At 68.4% G+C, this 18,612-nt stretch carries 12 protein-coding genes; 3 read left to right on the top strand and 9 right to left on the bottom strand.

All coding sequences use genetic code 11. The features are described 5' to 3' along the window. Window positions 1-104: 104 nt before the first annotated feature. Both V9K99_RS27370 and V9K99_RS27365 read right to left on the bottom strand, forming a co-directional pair. Window positions 105-3,740 carry an outer membrane protein assembly factor BamB family protein gene (locus V9K99_RS27370; protein ID WP_337006577.1) on the bottom strand — a complete coding sequence of 1,212 codons (3,636 nt, stop codon included), beginning with the start codon at window positions 3,738-3,740 and terminating at the stop codon, window positions 105-107. Next, window positions 3,737-4,816: a HupE/UreJ family protein gene (locus V9K99_RS27365; protein ID WP_337006575.1), complete on the bottom strand. Its 1,080-nt coding sequence runs from the start codon at window positions 4,814-4,816 to the stop codon at window positions 3,737-3,739. The genes V9K99_RS27370 and V9K99_RS27365 overlap by 4 nt, the downstream gene beginning before the upstream one ends. A 119-nt stretch (window positions 4,817-4,935) precedes the next feature. Between V9K99_RS27365 and V9K99_RS27360 the strand changes: the two genes are divergently transcribed. Next, a complete protein-coding gene (locus tag V9K99_RS27360; protein ID WP_337006573.1) occupies window positions 4,936-5,460 on the top strand; it encodes a GNAT family N-acetyltransferase in 525 nt (174 codons plus the stop codon). Between the two features lie 98 nt (window positions 5,461-5,558). Here V9K99_RS27360 and V9K99_RS27355 read toward each other — a convergent pair whose 3' ends face one another. From V9K99_RS27355 to V9K99_RS27330, 6 genes are all read right to left on the bottom strand, one after another. Further along, window positions 5,559-6,290, bottom strand: coding sequence for an amidohydrolase family protein (locus V9K99_RS27355; RefSeq protein ID WP_337006571.1), 732 nt, complete (start codon window positions 6,288-6,290; stop codon window positions 5,559-5,561). Continuing rightward, the gene (locus tag V9K99_RS27350) at window positions 6,287-7,012 is read right to left on the bottom strand and encodes a hypothetical protein (RefSeq protein WP_337006569.1); all 726 of its coding nucleotides are present in this window, start codon (window positions 7,010-7,012) and stop codon (window positions 6,287-6,289) included. The genes V9K99_RS27355 and V9K99_RS27350 overlap by 4 nt, the downstream gene beginning before the upstream one ends. Then, window positions 7,012-8,241, bottom strand: coding sequence for a DegT/DnrJ/EryC1/StrS family aminotransferase (locus V9K99_RS27345; RefSeq protein ID WP_337006567.1), 1,230 nt, complete (start codon window positions 8,239-8,241; stop codon window positions 7,012-7,014). The genes V9K99_RS27350 and V9K99_RS27345 overlap by 1 nt, the downstream gene beginning before the upstream one ends. A gap of 29 nt (window positions 8,242-8,270) precedes the next feature. Beyond that, entirely contained in the window at window positions 8,271-10,229 is a 1,959-nt protein-coding gene (locus tag V9K99_RS27340) for a hypothetical protein (protein WP_337006565.1), read from the bottom strand. A gap of 9 nt (window positions 10,230-10,238) precedes the next feature. Next, window positions 10,239-12,176 (bottom strand): outer membrane protein assembly factor BamB family protein, encoded by a 1,938-nt coding sequence (locus tag V9K99_RS27335; protein WP_337006563.1) that lies wholly within the window; start codon window positions 12,174-12,176, stop codon window positions 10,239-10,241. A gap of 114 nt (window positions 12,177-12,290) precedes the next feature. Further along, window positions 12,291-13,502 (bottom strand): helix-turn-helix domain-containing protein, encoded by a 1,212-nt coding sequence (locus tag V9K99_RS27330; protein WP_337006561.1) that lies wholly within the window; start codon window positions 13,500-13,502, stop codon window positions 12,291-12,293. Window positions 13,503-13,618: 116 nt separating this feature from the next. Between V9K99_RS27330 and V9K99_RS27325 the strand changes: the two genes are divergently transcribed. Both V9K99_RS27325 and V9K99_RS27320 read left to right on the top strand, forming a co-directional pair. Beyond that, on the top strand, window positions 13,619-14,482 hold the full coding sequence (locus V9K99_RS27325) for a Gfo/Idh/MocA family oxidoreductase (RefSeq protein WP_337006559.1): 864 nt from the start codon (window positions 13,619-13,621) through the stop codon (window positions 14,480-14,482). A 95-nt stretch (window positions 14,483-14,577) separates the two neighbouring features. After that, complete coding sequence (locus V9K99_RS27320) at window positions 14,578-14,988, top strand: PRC-barrel domain-containing protein (protein WP_337006557.1); 411 nt, start codon at window positions 14,578-14,580, stop codon at window positions 14,986-14,988. An 879-nt stretch (window positions 14,989-15,867) separates the two neighbouring features. On the opposite strand, the gene V9K99_RS27315 is transcribed toward V9K99_RS27320, so the two are convergent. Next, window positions 15,868-18,606 (bottom strand): helix-turn-helix transcriptional regulator, encoded by a 2,739-nt coding sequence (locus V9K99_RS27315; RefSeq protein WP_337323973.1) that lies wholly within the window; start codon window positions 18,604-18,606, stop codon window positions 15,868-15,870. Between the last annotated feature and the right edge of the window lie 6 nt (window positions 18,607-18,612).

The following is an 18,612-nucleotide window of genomic DNA, read 5'->3' as shown; positions in this document are numbered from 1 at the left end:
CCCGCAACTCCTCCCGCCTGGCCACACGCAACGCTAACAAAATTCGCTAGCGTCCGAAGATCCGAGCGCTATAGGCCACGGATCTTCGGACGCAACGGGTCAGGTCAGAAGGCGAACTGGTTCAGTACGGCGAACTTGTCGGCGGCGCCTCCGTTGCTGGCTGCAACGATGCGCCGGGTGATGGTGTGGTTCCCGCCCGCGGGCAGGTCGAGCTTGAACTTGCTCATGGTGAAGTTGCTCTGGGAGTAGCCGGTGAAGGCGCCGCTGTCGGTGGAGTAGACCAGGCCGTAGGTCTGGTTGTCCGGGCCGGTGCCCGACTGGCCGATCCACCGCTTGGCGTCCGGTACCTGGCTGAACGGACCACCACTGGTGATCACCGGGTAGCCGGACACGGCCGAGCGTGAGCCGGTGCCGTCGTGGTCCATGGCATCACCGGCCCATACCGACAGCGCCGTACCGGAGTCGTTGGTGAAGGTCGTCGCGGCGGTGACGAACTGCTCGTCCGGTGTCGCGGTGTATGTCGTGACGATCTTCAACCCCGGGTGCTCCGCCGAGGTGCCGGTGACCCGGACGACCGCCTTCTCACCGGTGTTCTCGACGATCTGTACGTCGTTCGATCGGGTCTGCAACTGTTGCCACGAGTTGCCGCCGAGCGGTTCCGCCGTACTCACGTAGGGCAGGTTGATCCAGTCGAGCTGGTCGGGCTGGCCGGTGATCGCCATGTCCAGCACCTTGCCAGTGGTCGACTGGTTGAGCTGCGGGTCGTTGTAGACTTTGGCGACCGAGAGAGCCAGCTTCCTGTTCTCGATCACCACGTCGTCGGGACCGCCTTCGACCAGGCCGCTCAGCAGCCGCTTGCCGATACTCGCGTCGACGGCGACCGGGGAGATCTCGAGGTCGATCCCCGACGCTCCGGTGTCGCCGACCGTGATGTCGCGTGCGGCCGTCGCGTAGCCGAGTTGCGCGGACTGGACGGTGTACGAGCCGGCTCCCTTCTCCAGACCGAGCCGGTAGTTGCCGGCCGTGTCGGTCGACGTGGAGGCGATCGCCGTACCGTTCTGGACGAGCGTGACCGCGGTCGAGGCGAGCGGCTCGCCGGTGGCCTTCTTGGTCACCTTGCCGGACACGACCGGCCACGGCTTGGCCGCGACACCTCCGGGAGTGAAGGCGTACAGGTTGCCGTCGAGTGCACCGACCACGACCGTGTTGCCGCTGACCGCAGGCCCCGCCGAGACCCAGGTGCCAATGTCCTGCTGCCAGAGCGGCTGACCGGTCCGCGCGTCGAGGGCGTAGAAGCTGCCGCCGTTGGAGCCGACGAAGAGCGTGTTGCCGCTCAGCGCGGGCGAAGTGAACGACCCACCGCGGTACTGCTGGCCTGGCAACAGTCGCTTCCAGATAACGGCACCTGTGCCCGCGTTGAGCGCGGCCACCTCACCACTCGGGAAGCCCATGTAGACCACGTCGCCCTTGATCGCGGGCGCCGCCGGAGTGGCGTTGCCGTTGACCAACGACGGCCAGGAACTGCGGTAGCTCCACAGCGTCGCGCCGGTGGTGCCGTTGCGAGCGATGATGCCGTTGCCCGAGCCGATGAAGACCCGGCCGTCCGCGGCCGACGGGATGCCGTCCTGCCAGCCGCCGAGGGCAGCCTCGCCGATCCATTCCTGCGCGCCGGTCTGGAGGTTGTACGAGATCACCCGGTCGGCGGTCTCGTTGCCGACGTACACGTGACCGTCGGAGACGACCGGAGTGCCGTCGCTCATGGTCGCGCCGCTCATCGGCGCCGCCCAGATTCGCGTGCCCGTCTTGGCGTCGAGCGCGACGAGTAGACCGCGGCTCGCCTCACCGTGGCGGGTCTGGTACGGATACAAGACCTTGCCGTCGGCAACCGTCACGCCGTAGTACCCGTAGGTGCGCTGGTTGTTGCCCTCCGGCGCCGGACCCGGGTCGTTCCGCCACTCGAGCTGACCGGTCTTGGCGTCCACCGCGAACAGCGTGCCGCGCAACGTCGGGACGTAGACGAGCCCGTCGGACACGGCGACGCTGCCGTGCACGGACGACGGTACGGCGTAACTCCACAACTTCTTGCCCGTCGCGAGCGAGACCGCGTGGACGGCGCTGTTTCCGTCACCGTTCTCGTCCCGCGTACCGGCGTACACGACACCGTCGACGATCGCGGGGGAGCCGGTGAGGAAGGTGCCCTCGGTGCGGTACGACCAGGCGAGTCGCTGACCCGCTGCGATGGCATCGGCCGAGACACCGCTGTGAGTGGCGTCGCCGTGGTGCTGGGACCAGTTCGCGCCCGCGATCGGCGCGATCGCCTTCTCGTTGGTCAGGGTGAAGGTCGACGTGCGCTGCCAGGTGGCTCCGCTCTGGTCGGTGGCTTCCACGGTGACGGTGTGCTTGCCTGCCCGGGTGAGACCAGGCAGGGCGCCGTACCAGGTGAAGTCACCGGTGGAGTGGAGCGGTAGCCAGCTGCCGTTGTCGATCCGGTAGCGGACCTGCTTGGGTGCGTCGCTGGTGTCGTAGGCGTTCACCTGGATCCCCGGGAAGCGGTCGAGCGGGACCGACGTACCAGGGGCCGGGCTGACGATCGTGAGGTCCTTCTCGGCGCCGTACAGGCGGAACGGGTTGTCGAAGGCCTTGTTGTCCATGTTGACGAACCGGAACCCGCGCGGCGAGTTGTCGATCGTGTACGAGCTCGACACGGTCTGCACGTGTTTCGCGGTGCCGGCGAAGTCGCTCCGCGGCTCCACGTCGTTCGAGTGCTCGTGGCCGACCAGCATCAGCTCGGCGCCGTACTGCTCGAGCAGCTTGCCGTACTCGTCGTACACCGACGGCGAGCCGAACGGGACGTTCATCGGCTGGTGAGCGAGCACGACCAGGTGCTTGCCCGTCTTGACGTTCTGGGCGAGGTCGGCCTTGACCCACTCGAGTTGCTCGGCGAACGGGGCGGCGCCGTTGTTCTCCAGCACCAGGAAATGCCGGTCGCTGTAGTCGAAGGAGTACCACTCCGGGCCGACGTGCTTGCGGTAGTTGTTGATCCGGGCCTTGTACGTCGACCCCGCCGAGTACTCGTGGTTGCCGACGGCCGGCCAGACCGGCACCTTCGAGTGCGCGGTGCCGGCCTTGTAGAACTCGAACTCCGCGTCGGTCGCGTTGTTCGTCAGGTCGCCGCTGACCTGGATGAAGGCGAGGTGCTGCCGGGTCGTGTTGATCTCGGTGATCTGCTCGGCCAGCTGGGCGTTGACGTGCGGGTCGGCGACATTGCCGAAGGTGAACCCGCCGTCCTCGGACTGCTTGTCCTTGCGCAGGCCGAAGTCGACCTGCTTCGCGTCGCCGGTGGCGAGCTGACCGAGGTTCCGGTAGAACTTCGCGGTCATGTTGGCATCGGTGCCGACCGAGTAGCCGGCCGGCTGGGTGACGAAGACCAGGTCGACGTCCCGGCGCTCGACGTCGGTCGTCAGGGTGTAGCGGCCCTGCGCGTCGGTCACGACGAGCTGCTGTCCGTCGGACACGCTGACACCGGGCAGCACCGGCTCACCGGCGTCGAGCCGGTCGTTGTTGTCACGGTCCTCGAAGACCGTGCCGGAGATGGTGGCGCTCGGGCCGTCGACGGCGTCGGCGATGACACCGCTGAGCGGCACCCCGATCACCAACGCGGTCAGGCCACCGGTCACGCCGTACAGAATCCTGTGCCACCGGCTGGTGGCCGGGGGATCGCTTCGGGTCAGGCGGATCATGCGAGGAAGAACCTTTCTACGAACCAGAAGAGGCCGAAGGCGGCGACGACCCCGGTCGCCGTACGCACCGCCGGGACCGCGAGGCGGCTCCGGCGGATCAGCAGGACCAGCGGGAAGACGGCGACCAGCAGCATCGCCTGACCCGCCTCGATGCCGAGGTTGAAGCTCAGCAGCGAGACGAGCAGTTCCGGACTGACCTGATCGGTGATCCGCAGCGACCCGGCGAAGCCGAGACCGTGCAGAAGACCGAATCCGAAGACCACCGGCAGCCGGTGGCGGGTGGAGCCGAGCAGGTTCTCGACCGCGACGAAGGCGATCGACAGCGCGATCAGCGGTTCGACGATCACCGCCGGCACTGAGATCCCGCCCAGCAGGGTGGAGACGAGCGTGACGCTGTGCGCCACGGTGAACATCGAGACGACCTGCAGCAGGCTCCGGAACGTGGTCGCGCCGAGGATGAGGGCGACCACGAACAGCACATGATCCAGCCCGAGCAGGATGTGCTCGACGCCCATCTTCCCGAACTGCAGGCTGGACGAGGCCAGCGTGTTGTCGCCGACGGTGAAGTCGTGCCGCGACCGGTCGAAGACGGTCCGGCCGGACTCGTCGCCGAAGCTGTACTCGACCACGTTGGTGTGATCGTCCGCGACCGCCTCGGCCTCGGCGAAGACGTCGTACCGCAGCTGGAATCTGCCGCGATCACCGGGACAGGAGTAGATCAAACTCAGGTCGGCGTACGGTTTCTCGGCGCGTTGGCTGACGGAGGTGCTCTCCAGTGCGGGCTCGCATGCGGCGCCGTCGAGGGAGACGACGACGCGATCGTGGAGATACTCCTCGAGCTTGGGCTTGGCCGCGTCGAGTGCCTGCGCGCGCTGCCCGTCGTCGGTTGCCGGTACGCCGAGATCGACGGCCCTCGCGAGTACGGCGTACTCGAGGCTGAGCTGATACGTCACCTGGCTGCCCGTCTGGCGAACCGTGGAGTAACCGGTGGACGCGATCACGTGGGCGGACGCGGTCGCGGCTCCCACTGTGAACAGGAGGAGGACCAATCCGGAGAAGGCAAGCAGGCGCCGCATGAGAATCCATCCGACGCGCTCCCGGCAATCATTGGGTGTCGTTGGAGGAAACGATTTCCCTCAGTCGTACGGCGAAAAACCCGCACCTGCGAACGGGTCGCACGGGGTAAGTTCGGCGGGTGGACAGTTATGGGGTTGACGTGCTGGGGATCGCCGACGAGTTGACCGAGGCGTACGTCGAGGTGTTCACGGCGCCGCCGTGGGAGCATCGGGATCCGGACGAGACTCGGATCGCCTTTCGGAGGCGGCTCGAGGGGGATGCGCACCGGGACGGGTTCCGGGCGCTGGTGGAGCGGTCGGCCGACGGGGCGATCGCGGGGTTCGTGACCGGGTGGACGACGCCGGCGCCGTTCCGGACGGATCGCTCGTACGGGAGCGTGCTCGCGCGGCTCGGGGCCGAGCAGGCGGAGGAGCTGCTGGTCGGCGCCTTCGAGATCGACGAGCTCGGCGTACTGAAGAGTGCACGTGGGACCAGCCTCGGGCGACGGTTGCTGGAGGCGGCGGTGCGGGAACACCCGCGAGCGTGGCTACTGACCTGGAACCAGGCGCACGACACGATCGCCTTCTACCGCCGGGTCGGCTGGGTGGAGCCGCCGGTGCGCGGCCCGGAGACCGACATCGTGGTCTTCCTCGCGCCAAACTGATGCAACCGCGCCGGGTGGTCGCTCAGTAGTACAGGGTGCGGGCTGGGACATGCCCACGCTGGTGAGGTTCGCCGCCTCCTGCCACTACCAGAAGTAGTTCACAGCGCGAAGAGCTCTGTGGCGTTGCGGGACATGATGGCTTCGTGTTCGGCGGGGGTGAGGTTGGCGGCTTCGAAGGTGCCCAGCGCGACCGAGGGGTCGATCAGGGTGGCGTCGGTGCCGAACATCAGGCGGGACGGGCCGATGCGGTCCAGGATCCAGCGGATCCGGCCGGCTTCGGGCGCGGACCAGCAGGGCTCGAACCAGATGCGGTCGCTGCGGCTCGCGGCCTCGGGGACGAGCGGCCAGCCGTTCGCCCCCATGTGACCGGCGATCACCCGGGCACCTGGCACGCGGGCTGCGACGTCGGCGAGGTCGAGCACGTTCTCACCCCAGGTGTGCACCAAGGTGGGCAAGCCGAACTCGGTGGTGAGTTCGATGGCGGCCTGCATACCGGGTGAGTCGATCGGCGTCCTGCTGTACTCGGTGTGGATCTTCGCGCCGACCCATCGGGAGCGGCCGTCGCCGGCGAGCAACTCGGTGAGGTCGGTCCGCGCCTCGTCCAGCCGGCGCGGGTCGACCACGAGCATGCCGCGCAACCGCGGGTCGGCCGGGAGTTGGGCGGCCAGGGATCGGTTGCCGGCCGGGGCGTCGTACACGATGGCCTCGATCGCTGACACCAGTTGGATATCGATCCCGAACCGGTCCAGCAGCTCACTGTTCACGGCCACACTGCCGACATCCATGGAGAAGAACCACGGCCCCCAGTGCGCGTGCACGTCGATGATCATGCTTGCTCCAGGAGACGCGTGAGGTTGTGGCTGCCGGTGAGGGCTGTCTCGGCCGGGGTGAGTTTGGAGGTGAGGAGACGGCGGACCACTGCCTGAGTCTCGTGGAACGGCGTGCGGCAGCCGAGCACCAATCGCTCGGCACCGACCTCCGAAGCGACGATCTCCAAGGAATCAGGCCCGGTCAGCATCCGCGTCGAGGTGTGGAAGCCAGCTTCACCTCGCGCCAGGATGACGAAGTCGCCGAGGTAGTAGAAGTGCGTGTCGAGGAACACGACCCGCGCCCCGAGCCCCCGGAACGCCGGACCCACCTTCCGTACGTCGCCCTCCGTGAAGATCGTCAGTCCCGCATCCACCAGCAACCGCACGACATGCTCGAACGCCGGGAAACTCGGCGCGACCCCCTGCGACGTCGGCGCCAACCGCATCGCCCGCGGCGGCTCCGACCCGGACAGCAGGCGATCGAGCTCCCGCTCAGCACCGAGTGGATCGCGCAGATCCAGCACCGGGCACACCGTCCACCCGTTGCCTTCAGCAACCTCCATCGCTTCGTCGTTCCCACTCGGTACGTCGAAGTACGTCGCCCGCAGCGACGACACCACGCCACCCGAGATCCCGGTCGCCTTCATCACGTCCCGGACCGCATCGGGCCGGCTCCATCGCCCCGTCGTCACGTCATGGCCGACCAGTACGTCGCAATCCAGCAACACGGGTACGTCGTTCATCAAGACACCTTAGACAGGGCGGCGTGGACCTTGCGGATCGCGGTGACGATGTCGTCCACGTCCTCCGATGTATAGTTCTCGTTCCACGGGAGCACGAGCAGCCGGTGACTGATCAGCTCCTCGGCGTTCGGGCACAGGCCTTCTGGATATTCGACATCCTGCAACGGGAAGTGCGAGCCGCCGTACGTCAGCCGATCCCGTAACGCCGGTGCGCCGTACAGCGGGCTGGTCAGATAACCACCGTTCGCAGGCACCCCCTCGGCGGTGAGCGCGGTCGCCCACTCGTGCAGGTCGCCGGCAACCGCAGGATCAAGGATCAGCGGGTACTGCCAGTACACGTGATCGCCGGAGTCCGGTGGTGGCGTGATCCCCGCCAAGTCCGCGATCCCAGCGGAGCCTCGGGCGGCCGCCGTACGACGATCTGCGACCACGCCGGCCAGACGCGTCAGCTGCGCACGGGTGACCGCGCCGACCAGCTCGGTCATGCGGTAGTTGAGCGCGAGGAAGAGGTAGTTCCGCTCGTTGGTGGCTCGCGGCCAGCCCTTGTCGGCGAACAGCCGCATCCGCCGAGCCAGCGCCGCGTCCTCGGTGACGACCAGCCCGCCATCGCCGGCGCTGATGTGCTTGGTCTGCTGCAAGCTGAAACAGCCGACGTGCCCGATCCGGCCGACCAACGTGTCACCGACCGGCGCGAGGTAGGCCTGGGCGCAGTCCTCGATCAGCATGATCCCGTGCTGGTCGCACAGCTCCCGCAACTCGACGATCGGTGCCGGCTTGCCGAACAGGTGGACCGCCATCACGGCCTTGGTCCGTGGCGTGATGGCGGCGGCGACCGCGGCCGGATCGAGGTTGCCGGTGATCGGGTCCACGTCGGCGAACACCGGTACGGCGTTCTGCATCAGGATCGGGAACACCGTGCCCATATCGCTGATCGGCGTGGTGATGATCTCGTCACCCGGCTCCGGGTCTACCGCGGCGACGGCAAGGTGCAGAGCCGCCGTACCGGAACTGCAGGCGACTGCGTGCCCGGCGCCCAGGAGCTCCGCGAACTCCTGCTCGAGCGCCGGAACCTCGGCGCCCCAGGTGGCCGACAGCATGCCGCTGCGGAGCACTCGCTCGACGGCCTTCACCTCCTCGTCGCCGAAGCGCCGGCCGGAGGCGTCCATCACCGTCGGCAGCGGGGCGGAACGCACCGGGGTGCCGCCGTCGCGGGCGAGTGTCTGGTCCATCGAAACAGTCCCCAGGTCGATTAAGTTGCTCACGGCAACGGTAGCTGGACGAGATCACGGTCGGCGAGGCCCCACACGCTGTGCGGTACTCCGCCGCGGACCGGCGACAGTTGTGGCACCGTGTACCACCCGTCGCCGAGCTTGTTCACCAGCAGTTTCGCCTCGGTGAGACCCGGACCGAGCTGATACAGGTTCCCGCCGAAGTTCGTTTCACAATAGACGCCGGTGCGGTCGGTATAGATCTCACCGTAGCCGGACAGCTTGTTCGTCCCACGGGTGACCGCGCGCGTCCGCAGGTTGTACGTGAACCAACCCCCGCTCGTCCGCTTCAGGACGCCATACAGAATGCCGTCCTTGACCGCGACGCTCTGGATCGACCGTTCACCGGCCAGCGGATCGGCTCTCCACAGCAGCGTCCGCCGGCTCAGGTCGAACGCGCCGATCGCGGCCGCCGTACGGGTCGGGGTGATCCCGCCACCGCCGACGACGTCGCCGCCGAGGTACGCGATACCGTCGACGATCGAGACCGACATGATGCTCTGATCCGGCAGGACGCCGTAATACACGTCGAGCGCGCCGGTCGTGGTGTCGAGCAGGGTCAGCGCGCCGGTGAGCTTCCCGGTGCCTGGTGCGGAGGCGATCGCGAGCAGCTTGGTCTTCTCGTCGTACGCCGCCTGCCAGGGCCGGATCTGGTCGTGGCCGATGATGCCGAGGCTGTGGACTTCCTTGGTCCGCGGGTTGATGCGAACCACCTCCGTGCTCGGGTAGATCGCGGAGTACAGCTCGTCGTTCACCCAGGTCAGGGTCTTGGCCTCGCCCGGCACGCGGATCCGGCGGGTGGTGCCGGTGCCGATCGCGTGTTCGGTGACGACCCAGTGGCCGCCGACGTACAGATGCGGGTTGCCGAGCTCGATCGACTGCGGCTTGTCCGGCGCGGGGGTGAAGCCGGCGTCGACGGGATCGAGCAGCTCGAAGGAGCCTGTCGAGAGGTTGAGCCACCAGAGCACGCCGGATCCGGTCGAGCCGAGCAGTGTGGTCGGATCGAGCAGCACGAGCCGGCGATGCTCGTCGGCGGGCGCAGGCGTGCCGACCGCGGTCAGCGTCGTGTCTGTCGGGCCACAGGACCACACCGTCCCCGACCGACGAGTCGTCAGGTACGCCGTACCGCCCGGACTGACCGCGATCGCATCGACACTGCTCTCGCCATCCGGTAGCGGGACGATGCGAACGTCGCTGCCGTCCGGCGCCATGCTCACCAGCGCACCGGATGCACCCGCGTAGATCCGGTCCGCCGTCGCGGCGAACGGACCGAAGTTCCGGCCGCTCAACTCCGCCGGGGTGAGATCGCGGAAGGTCTTCGCGGTCCGGTCGTAGCCGGCAAGTTGGGATGGCGTGTAGATCCCGGCGTAGACGAAGTCTCCCGCTGCGCCGACGTACCGTCCGTACTGTGCACCTGTCACCGGCGCGCCCAGTCGGGTCAGGGCGTTGGTGGCAGGGTCGATCTGCCAGACGGTGCCGTTGGGGTAGCTGACCGCGAAGACCTGACCGTCCGGCGCGGTCGTCATGTCCCAGACGAAACCACCGGCTCCGGCCAGGCTGCCGACCCGAGTCAGCTGAGCGCTCATCGGGTCGAAGCAATAGACGTCCGCGACCGGATACAGCCCGACGTAGATCTTGCCGGCGGCAACCGTGATGCCCCAGCCCCCTTCACCGACCGGGAGATCGATCGTCCTCGTCACCTGACGGCTGGTGAGGTCGATCTCGACCAGCTTGGGCGGCACGATGCCGCGAGTGATCACGTACGCATGCCCGTCGTGTACAGCCATCGCCACCACCGCAGCCGTCAGGCACGCCGCGCCGAAGGAAGGCAGCGTAGAACCGTCGACGGGGTCGGCTCGGACCGTGGCGTGAGCGTTGGAGATCGGCAGCGCGGTCGCGGCGCCGGTGAGGAGCGCGCCGGTCAGCACGGTACGGCGAGAGATCGTCATCGGGAGGCCTCAGTTCTCACGGGGGAGATTGCCGATTCGGACCAGGTCGCGGCCCTTGATCGTGTAAAGGGCGTCGCCGGTGTGCGACGTCGTGATCAATGGATAGCTGTAGATCTGGGCGCCCAGCCCGTCGACCACCGTGGTGATCGTCGGCGGACCGGAGCGGCTCGGCACGACCTGGAACACCCGCTTGCTGTCCGTCCCGAACAGCCCGGAGCGCGCGATCGTCAGCCGGTTCTGACCCGTGCCGAGGACAACCGTCGAGAGCACCTTGCCGTTCGACGGATCGAGTACGGCGAGCCGCCCGTCGTCGGTCGTCGCGTAGAGGCGACCGCGATAAACCACGAGATCGCCGTAGAACTGCGCCCCGGGCAGCGGCGCGACCTCCCAGAGCGTGCGGTTGCGGCGCAGGTCGAAGGCGACGACCGTTGCCTCGGGCAAGATCGGATCGGTGCCGAGGCTGTTCCGGGTCGCGCCACCCAGGTACGCGATGCCGTCCTGCGTGGTGACCGATCGGACCGATTGCTGCGGTACGACGCCTCGGTGCACCTCGAGCTCGCCGGTATCCAGGTGCTGCTCGGTCAGCGTGCCGTCGTACTTGCCGTAGTCGGGCTCGGTGGAGATCAGCCAGGTCCGCGAGCGGGCGTCGTACGCCTCGTCGGTCGGGCGGGTCTGTTCGTTGCCGATCCGGCCGAACTCGTGCAAGCCGGTGCCGTCCGGTTTCATCGACCACAGCCGGGCGAGCGTGTAGACGCCGAGGTAGACGTCACCCCCGACCGGGGTCAGGGTCTTGGCCTCGCCCGGCAGGAAGGTGCGCGTGTTGGTTCCGCTAGCCAGGTCGTGCACCTGGATGCCAGCCTTGCCGCTGACAAGCACCGAGGTCGCGGTGGCAGCGATCCCCATCGCCTGTTCCGGAGCCGGTGGCAGACCGGCCGTGCCGAGATCGGTGCCGCTGAACGTGCCGCTGGCCGGGTCGAACTCGACGACCTGGCTGGTCAGCTCGGCCCGGATCGTCGACCCGTCGACGAAGATCCGGTTGAAGTACGCCCCGTCGTACGGCGAACCGAGCCGTTCGAGCGTGGACCCGGCGTACCGGTAGAGGGTGCCGGACGGTCGGGTGCCGAGGTAGATGTCACCGGCGTTGATGGTGATGGCCGTGACGTACTGGTCGCCACCTGGTGTCTGCACCTCGACCGGATTGCTCAGGTCGGTGGTGTCGAACACGAGCATCGTCCCGGTGGGGGAGAGGCCCGCCGCGAGTGTCGTCCCGGACAAGCTGAGGGTGGCGACAAAGGTGCGGTCGGCGTAGGCGGCCGGAAGCACGTCACGCCGTTCGCCGGTGGCGCGGTCGATGGCGATCAGGTGAGCCTTGGTGCCGACACCGGCGTAGATCGTGGTCGCGTCGGCGGCGATGCTGCGCACGTACTGCTCGCCGGCGACGGCCGCGCCGTACGTCTTGGTGGCGCCGGAGGCAGGGTCGTACTCATGGACGGCGCCGTCCGGATAGGTGCCGGCGACGATCTTGCCGTCGGGGGTGGCGGCGATCGACCAGATGAACGACCCGAAACGGGCGACCTTGGTGGCCGAGCCCGACACCGTGTCGATCCGATAGAGGTCTCCTGGGGTGTAGAGGCCGACGTACAGCTCGGTGCCGACGTGGGTCATCGCCCAGGCGCCGGCGCCGGTCGGCAGCGTGAGTTTGCGGTCGACGGTGCGGGTGACCGGATCGAAGGCGCCGACCTGGATCGGGGAGACGCCGGAGGTGACGGTCCAGATCCGGTCGCCGACCTGCTCGGCGACGCTGGTCGAGGTGACGGCCGACGCCGGACCGAGACTGTCCACGGTCACCGCGCTGGCGGCGGCCGCGCTGGGCATGACGGAAACGCTCACGAGTGCTGCGCAAATGACGAGCATGCCGATCAGTTTCCGCGCAAATCGCTTGTCCACAAGGCCTCCCGGGACATCGCGGCCGGTTTTACGGTCATGGCTGAAATTACCCGGCAGAGTACGCGTGGCCGAATCGGGACGTCAACAGATCAGGAAAAGGGCTGTGGAAAAGCGTCAGAGGTGGACGCGGTACACGACCAGCGGGCGGCCGCTGCCGGAGCCGATCTGGGTGCCGGTGGCGTCGGCGAGACCGGCCCGCTCCAGCCGGTTCAGGACCCGGCGGGCGGTCCGTGGCTGGATGCCGAGGTGATCGGCAACAGTGCGCGTGGTCAGCCCTTCCGGCGCCGCGTGCACGAGTTCCTGCAGCCGTTCCAGCGTTGCCTTCGACAACCCGGCCCGCTGCGCAAGCACCTGCAGTTTTGTCCGCTGCTGCGCGCGTGGAGCCGCGCCGCCGACCAGGACGAGGTCGATGTCGTTGCGCAGCGAGACCACGGCCGCGGTCCGCCCGGCCGTCTTCGCACGGCCGAGCGCGCGCCGGGCGAGCGCCTCCGTCTCGATCCCCGAGCCGCCGATGCCGAACCCGATTCGGACCGGTCCGAACTGCTCCTTGAGCCTGGACAGCATGCCGAGCTCAGTGAACGAAGCGGTCGCCTGTTCGAGCGGTCCGCGCGTGGTCACGACCAGATACCGCTTGTCGTCGTACCGGAGGACACTCCCGCCGAGCGAACCGGCCTCGCGCCGGAGCGCCTGCTCACCTTCCGCGGCGATCTCGACCAAACCGAGGGCGATCTGCGCATCGTCACTGCGCAAAGCGTCATGAACGAGCAGCAAACTGTTCACCGCGGCACGGACCGAGTGGACCGACGGAGCCAACCGGATGGTGGTCTGCTCGGTCCGGAGTTTCTCGTACGCCGACCGCAGACAGGTCACCGCGACCGTCGCGCCGGCCTCGCGATGGAACGCGATCACGTCGTCAGCGCCCAGACCGCGACGGTACGGGAGAACCTGCACGCCGGCTGTCGGCAGGCCGACCTCTTCGAGCGTTTCCCGGACCTGCGCCTCGTCCAGTACGTCGATGCTCATCGAGGTGACGTCCCGGCCTTCGCGGAGCAACTGGACGAGAGCCCGCATCAACGTCGCGCCGGTGTACGCCACGTAGGCGGCCGGTCGGTCGAGCAGTTCGTGTGCGGCGGCGATCTGGTACGGCACCACGCCGGTGAACAGCCACGCGTCGACACTCGGGGGCGCCTCGGCCATCACCCGTGGGGTATCGGTCTCGCGCCGGTAGCGCAGCGGCACGACCTCGACACCGCGCAGAGCCGAAACGATCCGGCTGGTGGAGGTGACGAGGTCCGATGGCCCAACGACACCAATCGTCGTCACCATCTCCGGCTCCCCTCCATCACCGGCTCAGTTTCGCGATTTGGGCAGGTTGCTGCAAGAACCCTCGCCGTAGAGGGCGGGCTCGACGGCTTCCGGTCCGGTCCGGAACACTGGCGCTCATGCCTGGTCGCATCGCACTCGTCGAGCTCGACACCTCGCATCCGGGGGCCTTCGTGCCGTTGCTGCGCGAGCTCGGTCTGGAGATCACCGCCGTACTCGACTCAGGGGCTGTCCGGCCGCCGTCGTACGCCGGTGAGTTCGCCAAGCGGCACGGGATTCCTGCCGTGGCGACGAGCCTGGAGGAGCTGCCGGCCGATGTCGCGGTCTTGCTGGGGTGCGACTGGGATCAGCGGTACGAGCAGGCGTGCACGCTCCTGGATGCGGGGATGGCAGTGCTGCTCGACAAGCCGCTCGCAGGGCGGGCTGGCGATCTGCGGGATCTGGCCGCCCGCGCAGCCGCCGGGCAGCCGGTCGGTGGTGGATCGTCGTTCCGTTGCCTGCCGGAGGCAATCACCTGGCGAGAGCGGGGTGAGACGGCCGCTCTGGTACTGGTTGGTTGCGCTGGGCACCCGTTCTACTACGGCGTCCACGCGGTGTCGTTCGCCGAGGCGCTGCTCGGACCGGGCTTCACGGCCGCGCGGGCGCTCGACGAGTCGAGCCGGCGTGGGCTTCTCCGGCATCAGAGTGGTGCCGAGGTGCTGGTCGACATCCAGGACGGCTATCCGTACTTCGCCACCGTTGCCACCGCCTCCTCAGTCGAGCACCTGCGGCCCGACCCGGTCGGTGTCTACAAACCGTTCCTGGCTGCCCACTTCGGGCAACACAAGCCGCCGTACCTGAGTGTCGAGCCCGAGCTGATGCTGCTGGCCCTGGCCCACTCCGCGGCGACCGGAGGCGACTGGGTCGAACCCGAGTCGCTGCCCGACGACTTCTCGCCCTGGGACGCCGCCGCGTACACGGCCGCCTACACACCACCGGCATAACCCTGGTTGCGCTGGGTACCGGACCGGTGCCGCCGGCCGATGCGCCCGCTCGCACACGGCGTCACCGGCCGGTAGCACTCAGAAAGGGAGGACCGATGAACGAGCTCACTCACACTCTGGTCCGACTGGACGATGTCGGCCTGACTCTGGCCGATCCCGCTGACGATCTGCGTGGTCGCACTGTGCTGGACCGCAGCGGTGACGAGGTCGGCAAGGTCGACGGACTGCTGATCGACGAGGACGAACGCCGGGTGCGGTTCATGGAGGTCGGCTCGGGCGGTTTCCTCGGGCTCGGCGAGAAGAAACGGCTCATCCCGGTCGACGCCATCACCAAGGTCGACGCGGACAACGTCCACATCTCCACCGATCGCGACCGGGTGGCCGGTGCTCCGGTCTACGACCCGGACGTCGTACCCGAACGCCACTACCTCGAAGACGTCTACGGCTACTACGACACCCCACCGTTCTGGGGTCCCGGCTACTTCTACCCGGGCTGGCCGCGTTAGTTCAGCAGAGCGATGGCGGGGTCGCGGAAATAAGGGCGACTGCGGTGCCGGGTGCTGCGAGAAGGCGACTGTGGTGTCGCGGCTCCGGGCTGCGTGATGGTGCTAGTCGGTGCGGCGGGCGTCAAGTGCGCCTTCGGCGTCCCTTCGGGATCTTCGACACTTGACTCCCACCACCCCGACCAGGAGGGCGCAGCTATCCCGGAGCTGCTCACCCGAGTGGTCGCGTGTCTGACGTGGATGCGGTGGGTCGGTGTGGTGTTTGGCGGTTTGGTGGATCTGCATCGGGTGCTGCCCGAGACGGGGGTAACGAGGGGATTCGGTGGCCCGGTGTCGGTGCTGGGCTCTCGGGTCCGTTATGCGGACAGATTGCGGCCAGTGGCCGGGACCTGGGACAGGAAACGGCTGGCTGGGACTTGATATTTCGTGTCTCCGCTGCCGGTTTGTTGTCTCAGGTCCCGCCGGTGGCGTGGTTTGGGGGGGTGTGGTCTCGGGATCCGGACCGAACCGGCCGGATGCTGGTCAAGCCGGGCGGATCCCCGGACCTCGTACACCGGGTGGGGACCTCGGACACCTGGTCAGATGTCCGAGGTCCCCGCCGGGTGTTCAAGGTCAGCCGATTGCCACCAAATCCCCCGGATCCAGGCCCGCCCACCGTGTTCACCCCAGAACCGTGACCACTCGGGTGAGCAGCTCCGGGATAGCTGCGTCCTTCCCTGGTCGTGGTGGTGTGGGTCAAGGGGCGAAGCTCCCGAAGGGACGCCGAAGGCGCCCTTGACGCACACCACCACGACTAGCACCATCAAGCAGCCCGGAGCCGCGCCACCACAGTCGCCTTCTCGCAGCACCCGACAACCACGAGTCGCACCACCGCAGCACCGATCAGCTGGGATCGGGGCGGAGTTGGCGGCGGGAGGTGATGCCGAGTTTGGTGAAGACCTTGCGGAGGTGCCATTCGACGGTGTGCTGGCTGAGGAACATCTGGGCGCCGATCTGGGCGTTGGTCAGTCCGGCTCCGGCGAGTTCGGCGATGTGGGCTTCCTGGGCGGTGAGGGTGTCGAAGGCGCGGCTGGCTCGTTCGTCGACGGCTTCGCCGGTGGCGGCGAGTTCGCGGCGGGCGCGGTCGGCGAAGGCGTCGGAGCCGGCTGTGTCGAAGACGTCGTACGCCGTCCGCAGTTGGGTTCGGGCGTCTTGGCGTCGACCCGCTCGCCGGAGCCATTCGCCGTACAGGAGGTGGGCGCGGGCCAGGTCCATCCGGACGCGGGTCCGGCCGAGTCGCTCGATGGCCTCCTGATAGCCGGACTCCGCCTTCGGGCCGGTTGTGAGTAGGGCTCGGGTTCGGGCGAGTAAGCCGAGTCCCCAGTCCGTGCCGCTGGCTTGGGTCAGTTCGGCGAGGCGGTCGAGGGCACCGGTCGCCAGTTCGTGCTGGCCGGACCGTACCGCCGACTCGACGAGCTCGGGCAAGGCCCAGTTGGCGACACCGAGAACCTCCGGATCGGCGCTGGCCGCCTGAGCCGCGGCCAGGGCCTCCGGATACCTGGCGAGGCTGTTCATGAGTACGGCGTTGGCCCAGTGGGTGAACACGAATCCGCCGCCCTCGCCCCGGGCGATCACGTCGTTCAGGGTCGTGGCGATCAGGGGAGCGGCGTCGTCCAGCCGTCCGCGCATCACGGCCAGGCCGATGGCGCCGTACGGCGCGAGCCCGATTCCGGTCGCGTCGACGATGGTCTTGATCTCGCCGAGCAGCGACGCGGCCGCCGCGAAGTCACCGCCGAACAGGTGCATGGTGAGCCGGGAGTTGAGGACGAGCGGGAGTTGGGTGAGGTCACCGAGTTCCCGCGCGAGACGCACGTGCCGGTCGGTGAGCACGTCCCAGTGGTCGTAGTCCCAGAGATCGACGGAGGTACGGGTCGCCAGCCACAACCAGCGCAGATCGCTCGGGTCTGCCCGGGCCTGGTCCGCGAACGCTTCGATCGCCGCCCGGGCCAGTGGCACCGCCGCCGGATACCCGTCGTTGACCGAGACAGCCCAGGTCTCGAGCAGCAGATCGTGTTTGCGCTGTGCCTTGGGCTGCGGTGCCGCGCGCACAGCCCGGGCCACGTCGGTCCGCGGGGAACCCGTCGCGAGGACCCCGGCGAACATCGCTGCGGTGAACGCGTCGAGATAGGTGTCGCGGGCAAGCTCGACGTCGAGCGGTTCGAGCCGGCGGGCGGCGTCCAGGAGTAGTGGGGCGGCGGCCGCGCCGTGGCCGGACGCGAACGTGATCTGCGCCCGGAAGAGGTTGACCGTGGCCAGTTGTAGCTCGTCGGCAGACTCCTCGGCCGTGATGAGCAGTTTCTGGGCCGTGTCGAAAGCGCCGGACTGGAGCGTGGCCTGGGCAGCGGCCAGGGCACGGCTCGCGCGTGTCGCCGGGTCCGGGGTCAGCTCGGTCGCCCGCCGTAGGAACGCGGCCATGGCCGCGAGACCGCCGCGACGCTGGGCCCGGTCGGCGGAGGCGATCAGCTCACCCGCCACCTCTTCATCGGGCTTGTCGGCCGCCTGTGCGCGGTGCCACGCGCGGCGGTCGGGATCGAGGCTCGGATCGATCGCCTCGGCGATGGCTTGGTGCACCGCACGGCGGTCCGCCGAGACAGCCGCCCGGTACGTCGCCGACCGCACCAGCGGATGCCGGAACCGGACGCGGGCAGTACCGAGTTCGACCAGGCCGGCTGCTTCGGCTGGACCGGCGGCACTCGCCGGGAGATCCAGGACATTCAGCGCGCGGAGCAGCAGTTGTACGTCGCCGGTCGGCTCGGCCGCGGCGGTCAGCAGCAACTGCTGTGTCTCCGGCGGCAGCAACTGCACCCGTTGCGCGAAGTTCTGCTCGATCTGGCTCGCCAGCGGACGCGCGTCCGGCCGCTCGAACCCACCGGCGAGCTCCGCCGCGGTCAGGCCCCGCGGAAGCTCGAGCAACGCCAGCGGATTGCCCCGGGTCTCCGCCACGATCCGATCCCGGATGCGTTCGTCGAGCCGCCCAGGTACGACGGCATCGAGCAAGGCACCGGCGTCCTCGTTCGCCAGGCCGCCGACCACCAACTCCGGGAAGCCTCGCCACTCGGGCGCGGTGACCGGATCGCGGACGCCGAACACGACCCCGATCCGGTCGGCGAACAGTCGTCGTCCGACGAAGGTCAGCGCCTGTGCCGAGGCCTGATCCAGCCATTGCGCATCGTCGACGACACACAGCAGCGGCTCGCGATCGGCCACCTCCGACAGCAGTGTCAGGACCGCCGCGCCGACCAGGAACCGGTCCGGCGGGCCGCCGAATTCCAGGCCGAAGGCGACGGCGAGCGCCGTACGCTGCGGTGGCGGCAGGTGTTCGGCCAGATCCAGCATCGGAGCGCACAACTGGTGCAGACCGGCGAACGGGAGCTCCATCTCGGACTCGACCCCCGCCGCCCGGGCGACCCGGCACCCCTCGGCCTGTCCGGCCAGGTAGTCGAGCAGCGCGGACTTCCCGATCCCGGCCTCACCGCGGACGATCAGGACCTGGCCCTGGCCGGAGCGAACGCCTGTCACCAGGCTGTCCAGCTGCGCGGATTCCGCACGCCGGCCGCGAAGCTCGTCCGCCGCATTTGTCACAACATC

It is taken from the genome of Kribbella sp. CCNWLW201, assembly GCF_037203805.1.
GTDB lineage: Bacteria > Actinomycetota > Actinomycetes > Propionibacteriales > Kribbellaceae > Kribbella.
The sequence above is the reverse complement of the archived record's forward strand: the minus strand, read 5'-3'. Positions and strand labels throughout refer to the sequence as shown.

Coding starts and splice junctions, on each gene's coding strand:
- V9K99_RS27320 (WP_337006557.1), top strand. CDS start 14,578: ATGAACGAGCTCACTCACACTCTGGTCCGACTGGACGATGTCGGCCTG.
- V9K99_RS27365 (WP_337006575.1), bottom strand. CDS start 4,816: ATGCGGCGCCTGCTTGCCTTCTCCGGATTGGTCCTCCTCCTGTTCACA.
- V9K99_RS27370 (WP_337006577.1), bottom strand. CDS start 3,740: ATGATCCGCCTGACCCGAAGCGATCCCCCGGCCACCAGCCGGTGGCAC.
- V9K99_RS27340 (WP_337006565.1), bottom strand. CDS start 10,229: ATGACGATCTCTCGCCGTACCGTGCTGACCGGCGCGCTCCTCACCGGC.
- V9K99_RS27350 (WP_337006569.1), bottom strand. CDS start 7,012: ATGAACGACGTACCCGTGTTGCTGGATTGCGACGTACTGGTCGGCCAT.
- V9K99_RS27345 (WP_337006567.1), bottom strand. CDS start 8,241: ATGGACCAGACACTCGCCCGCGACGGCGGCACCCCGGTGCGTTCCGCC.
- V9K99_RS27355 (WP_337006571.1), bottom strand. CDS start 6,290: ATGATCATCGACGTGCACGCGCACTGGGGGCCGTGGTTCTTCTCCATG.
- V9K99_RS27325 (WP_337006559.1), top strand. CDS start 13,619: ATGCCTGGTCGCATCGCACTCGTCGAGCTCGACACCTCGCATCCGGGG.
- V9K99_RS27330 (WP_337006561.1), bottom strand. CDS start 13,502: ATGGTGACGACGATTGGTGTCGTTGGGCCATCGGACCTCGTCACCTCC.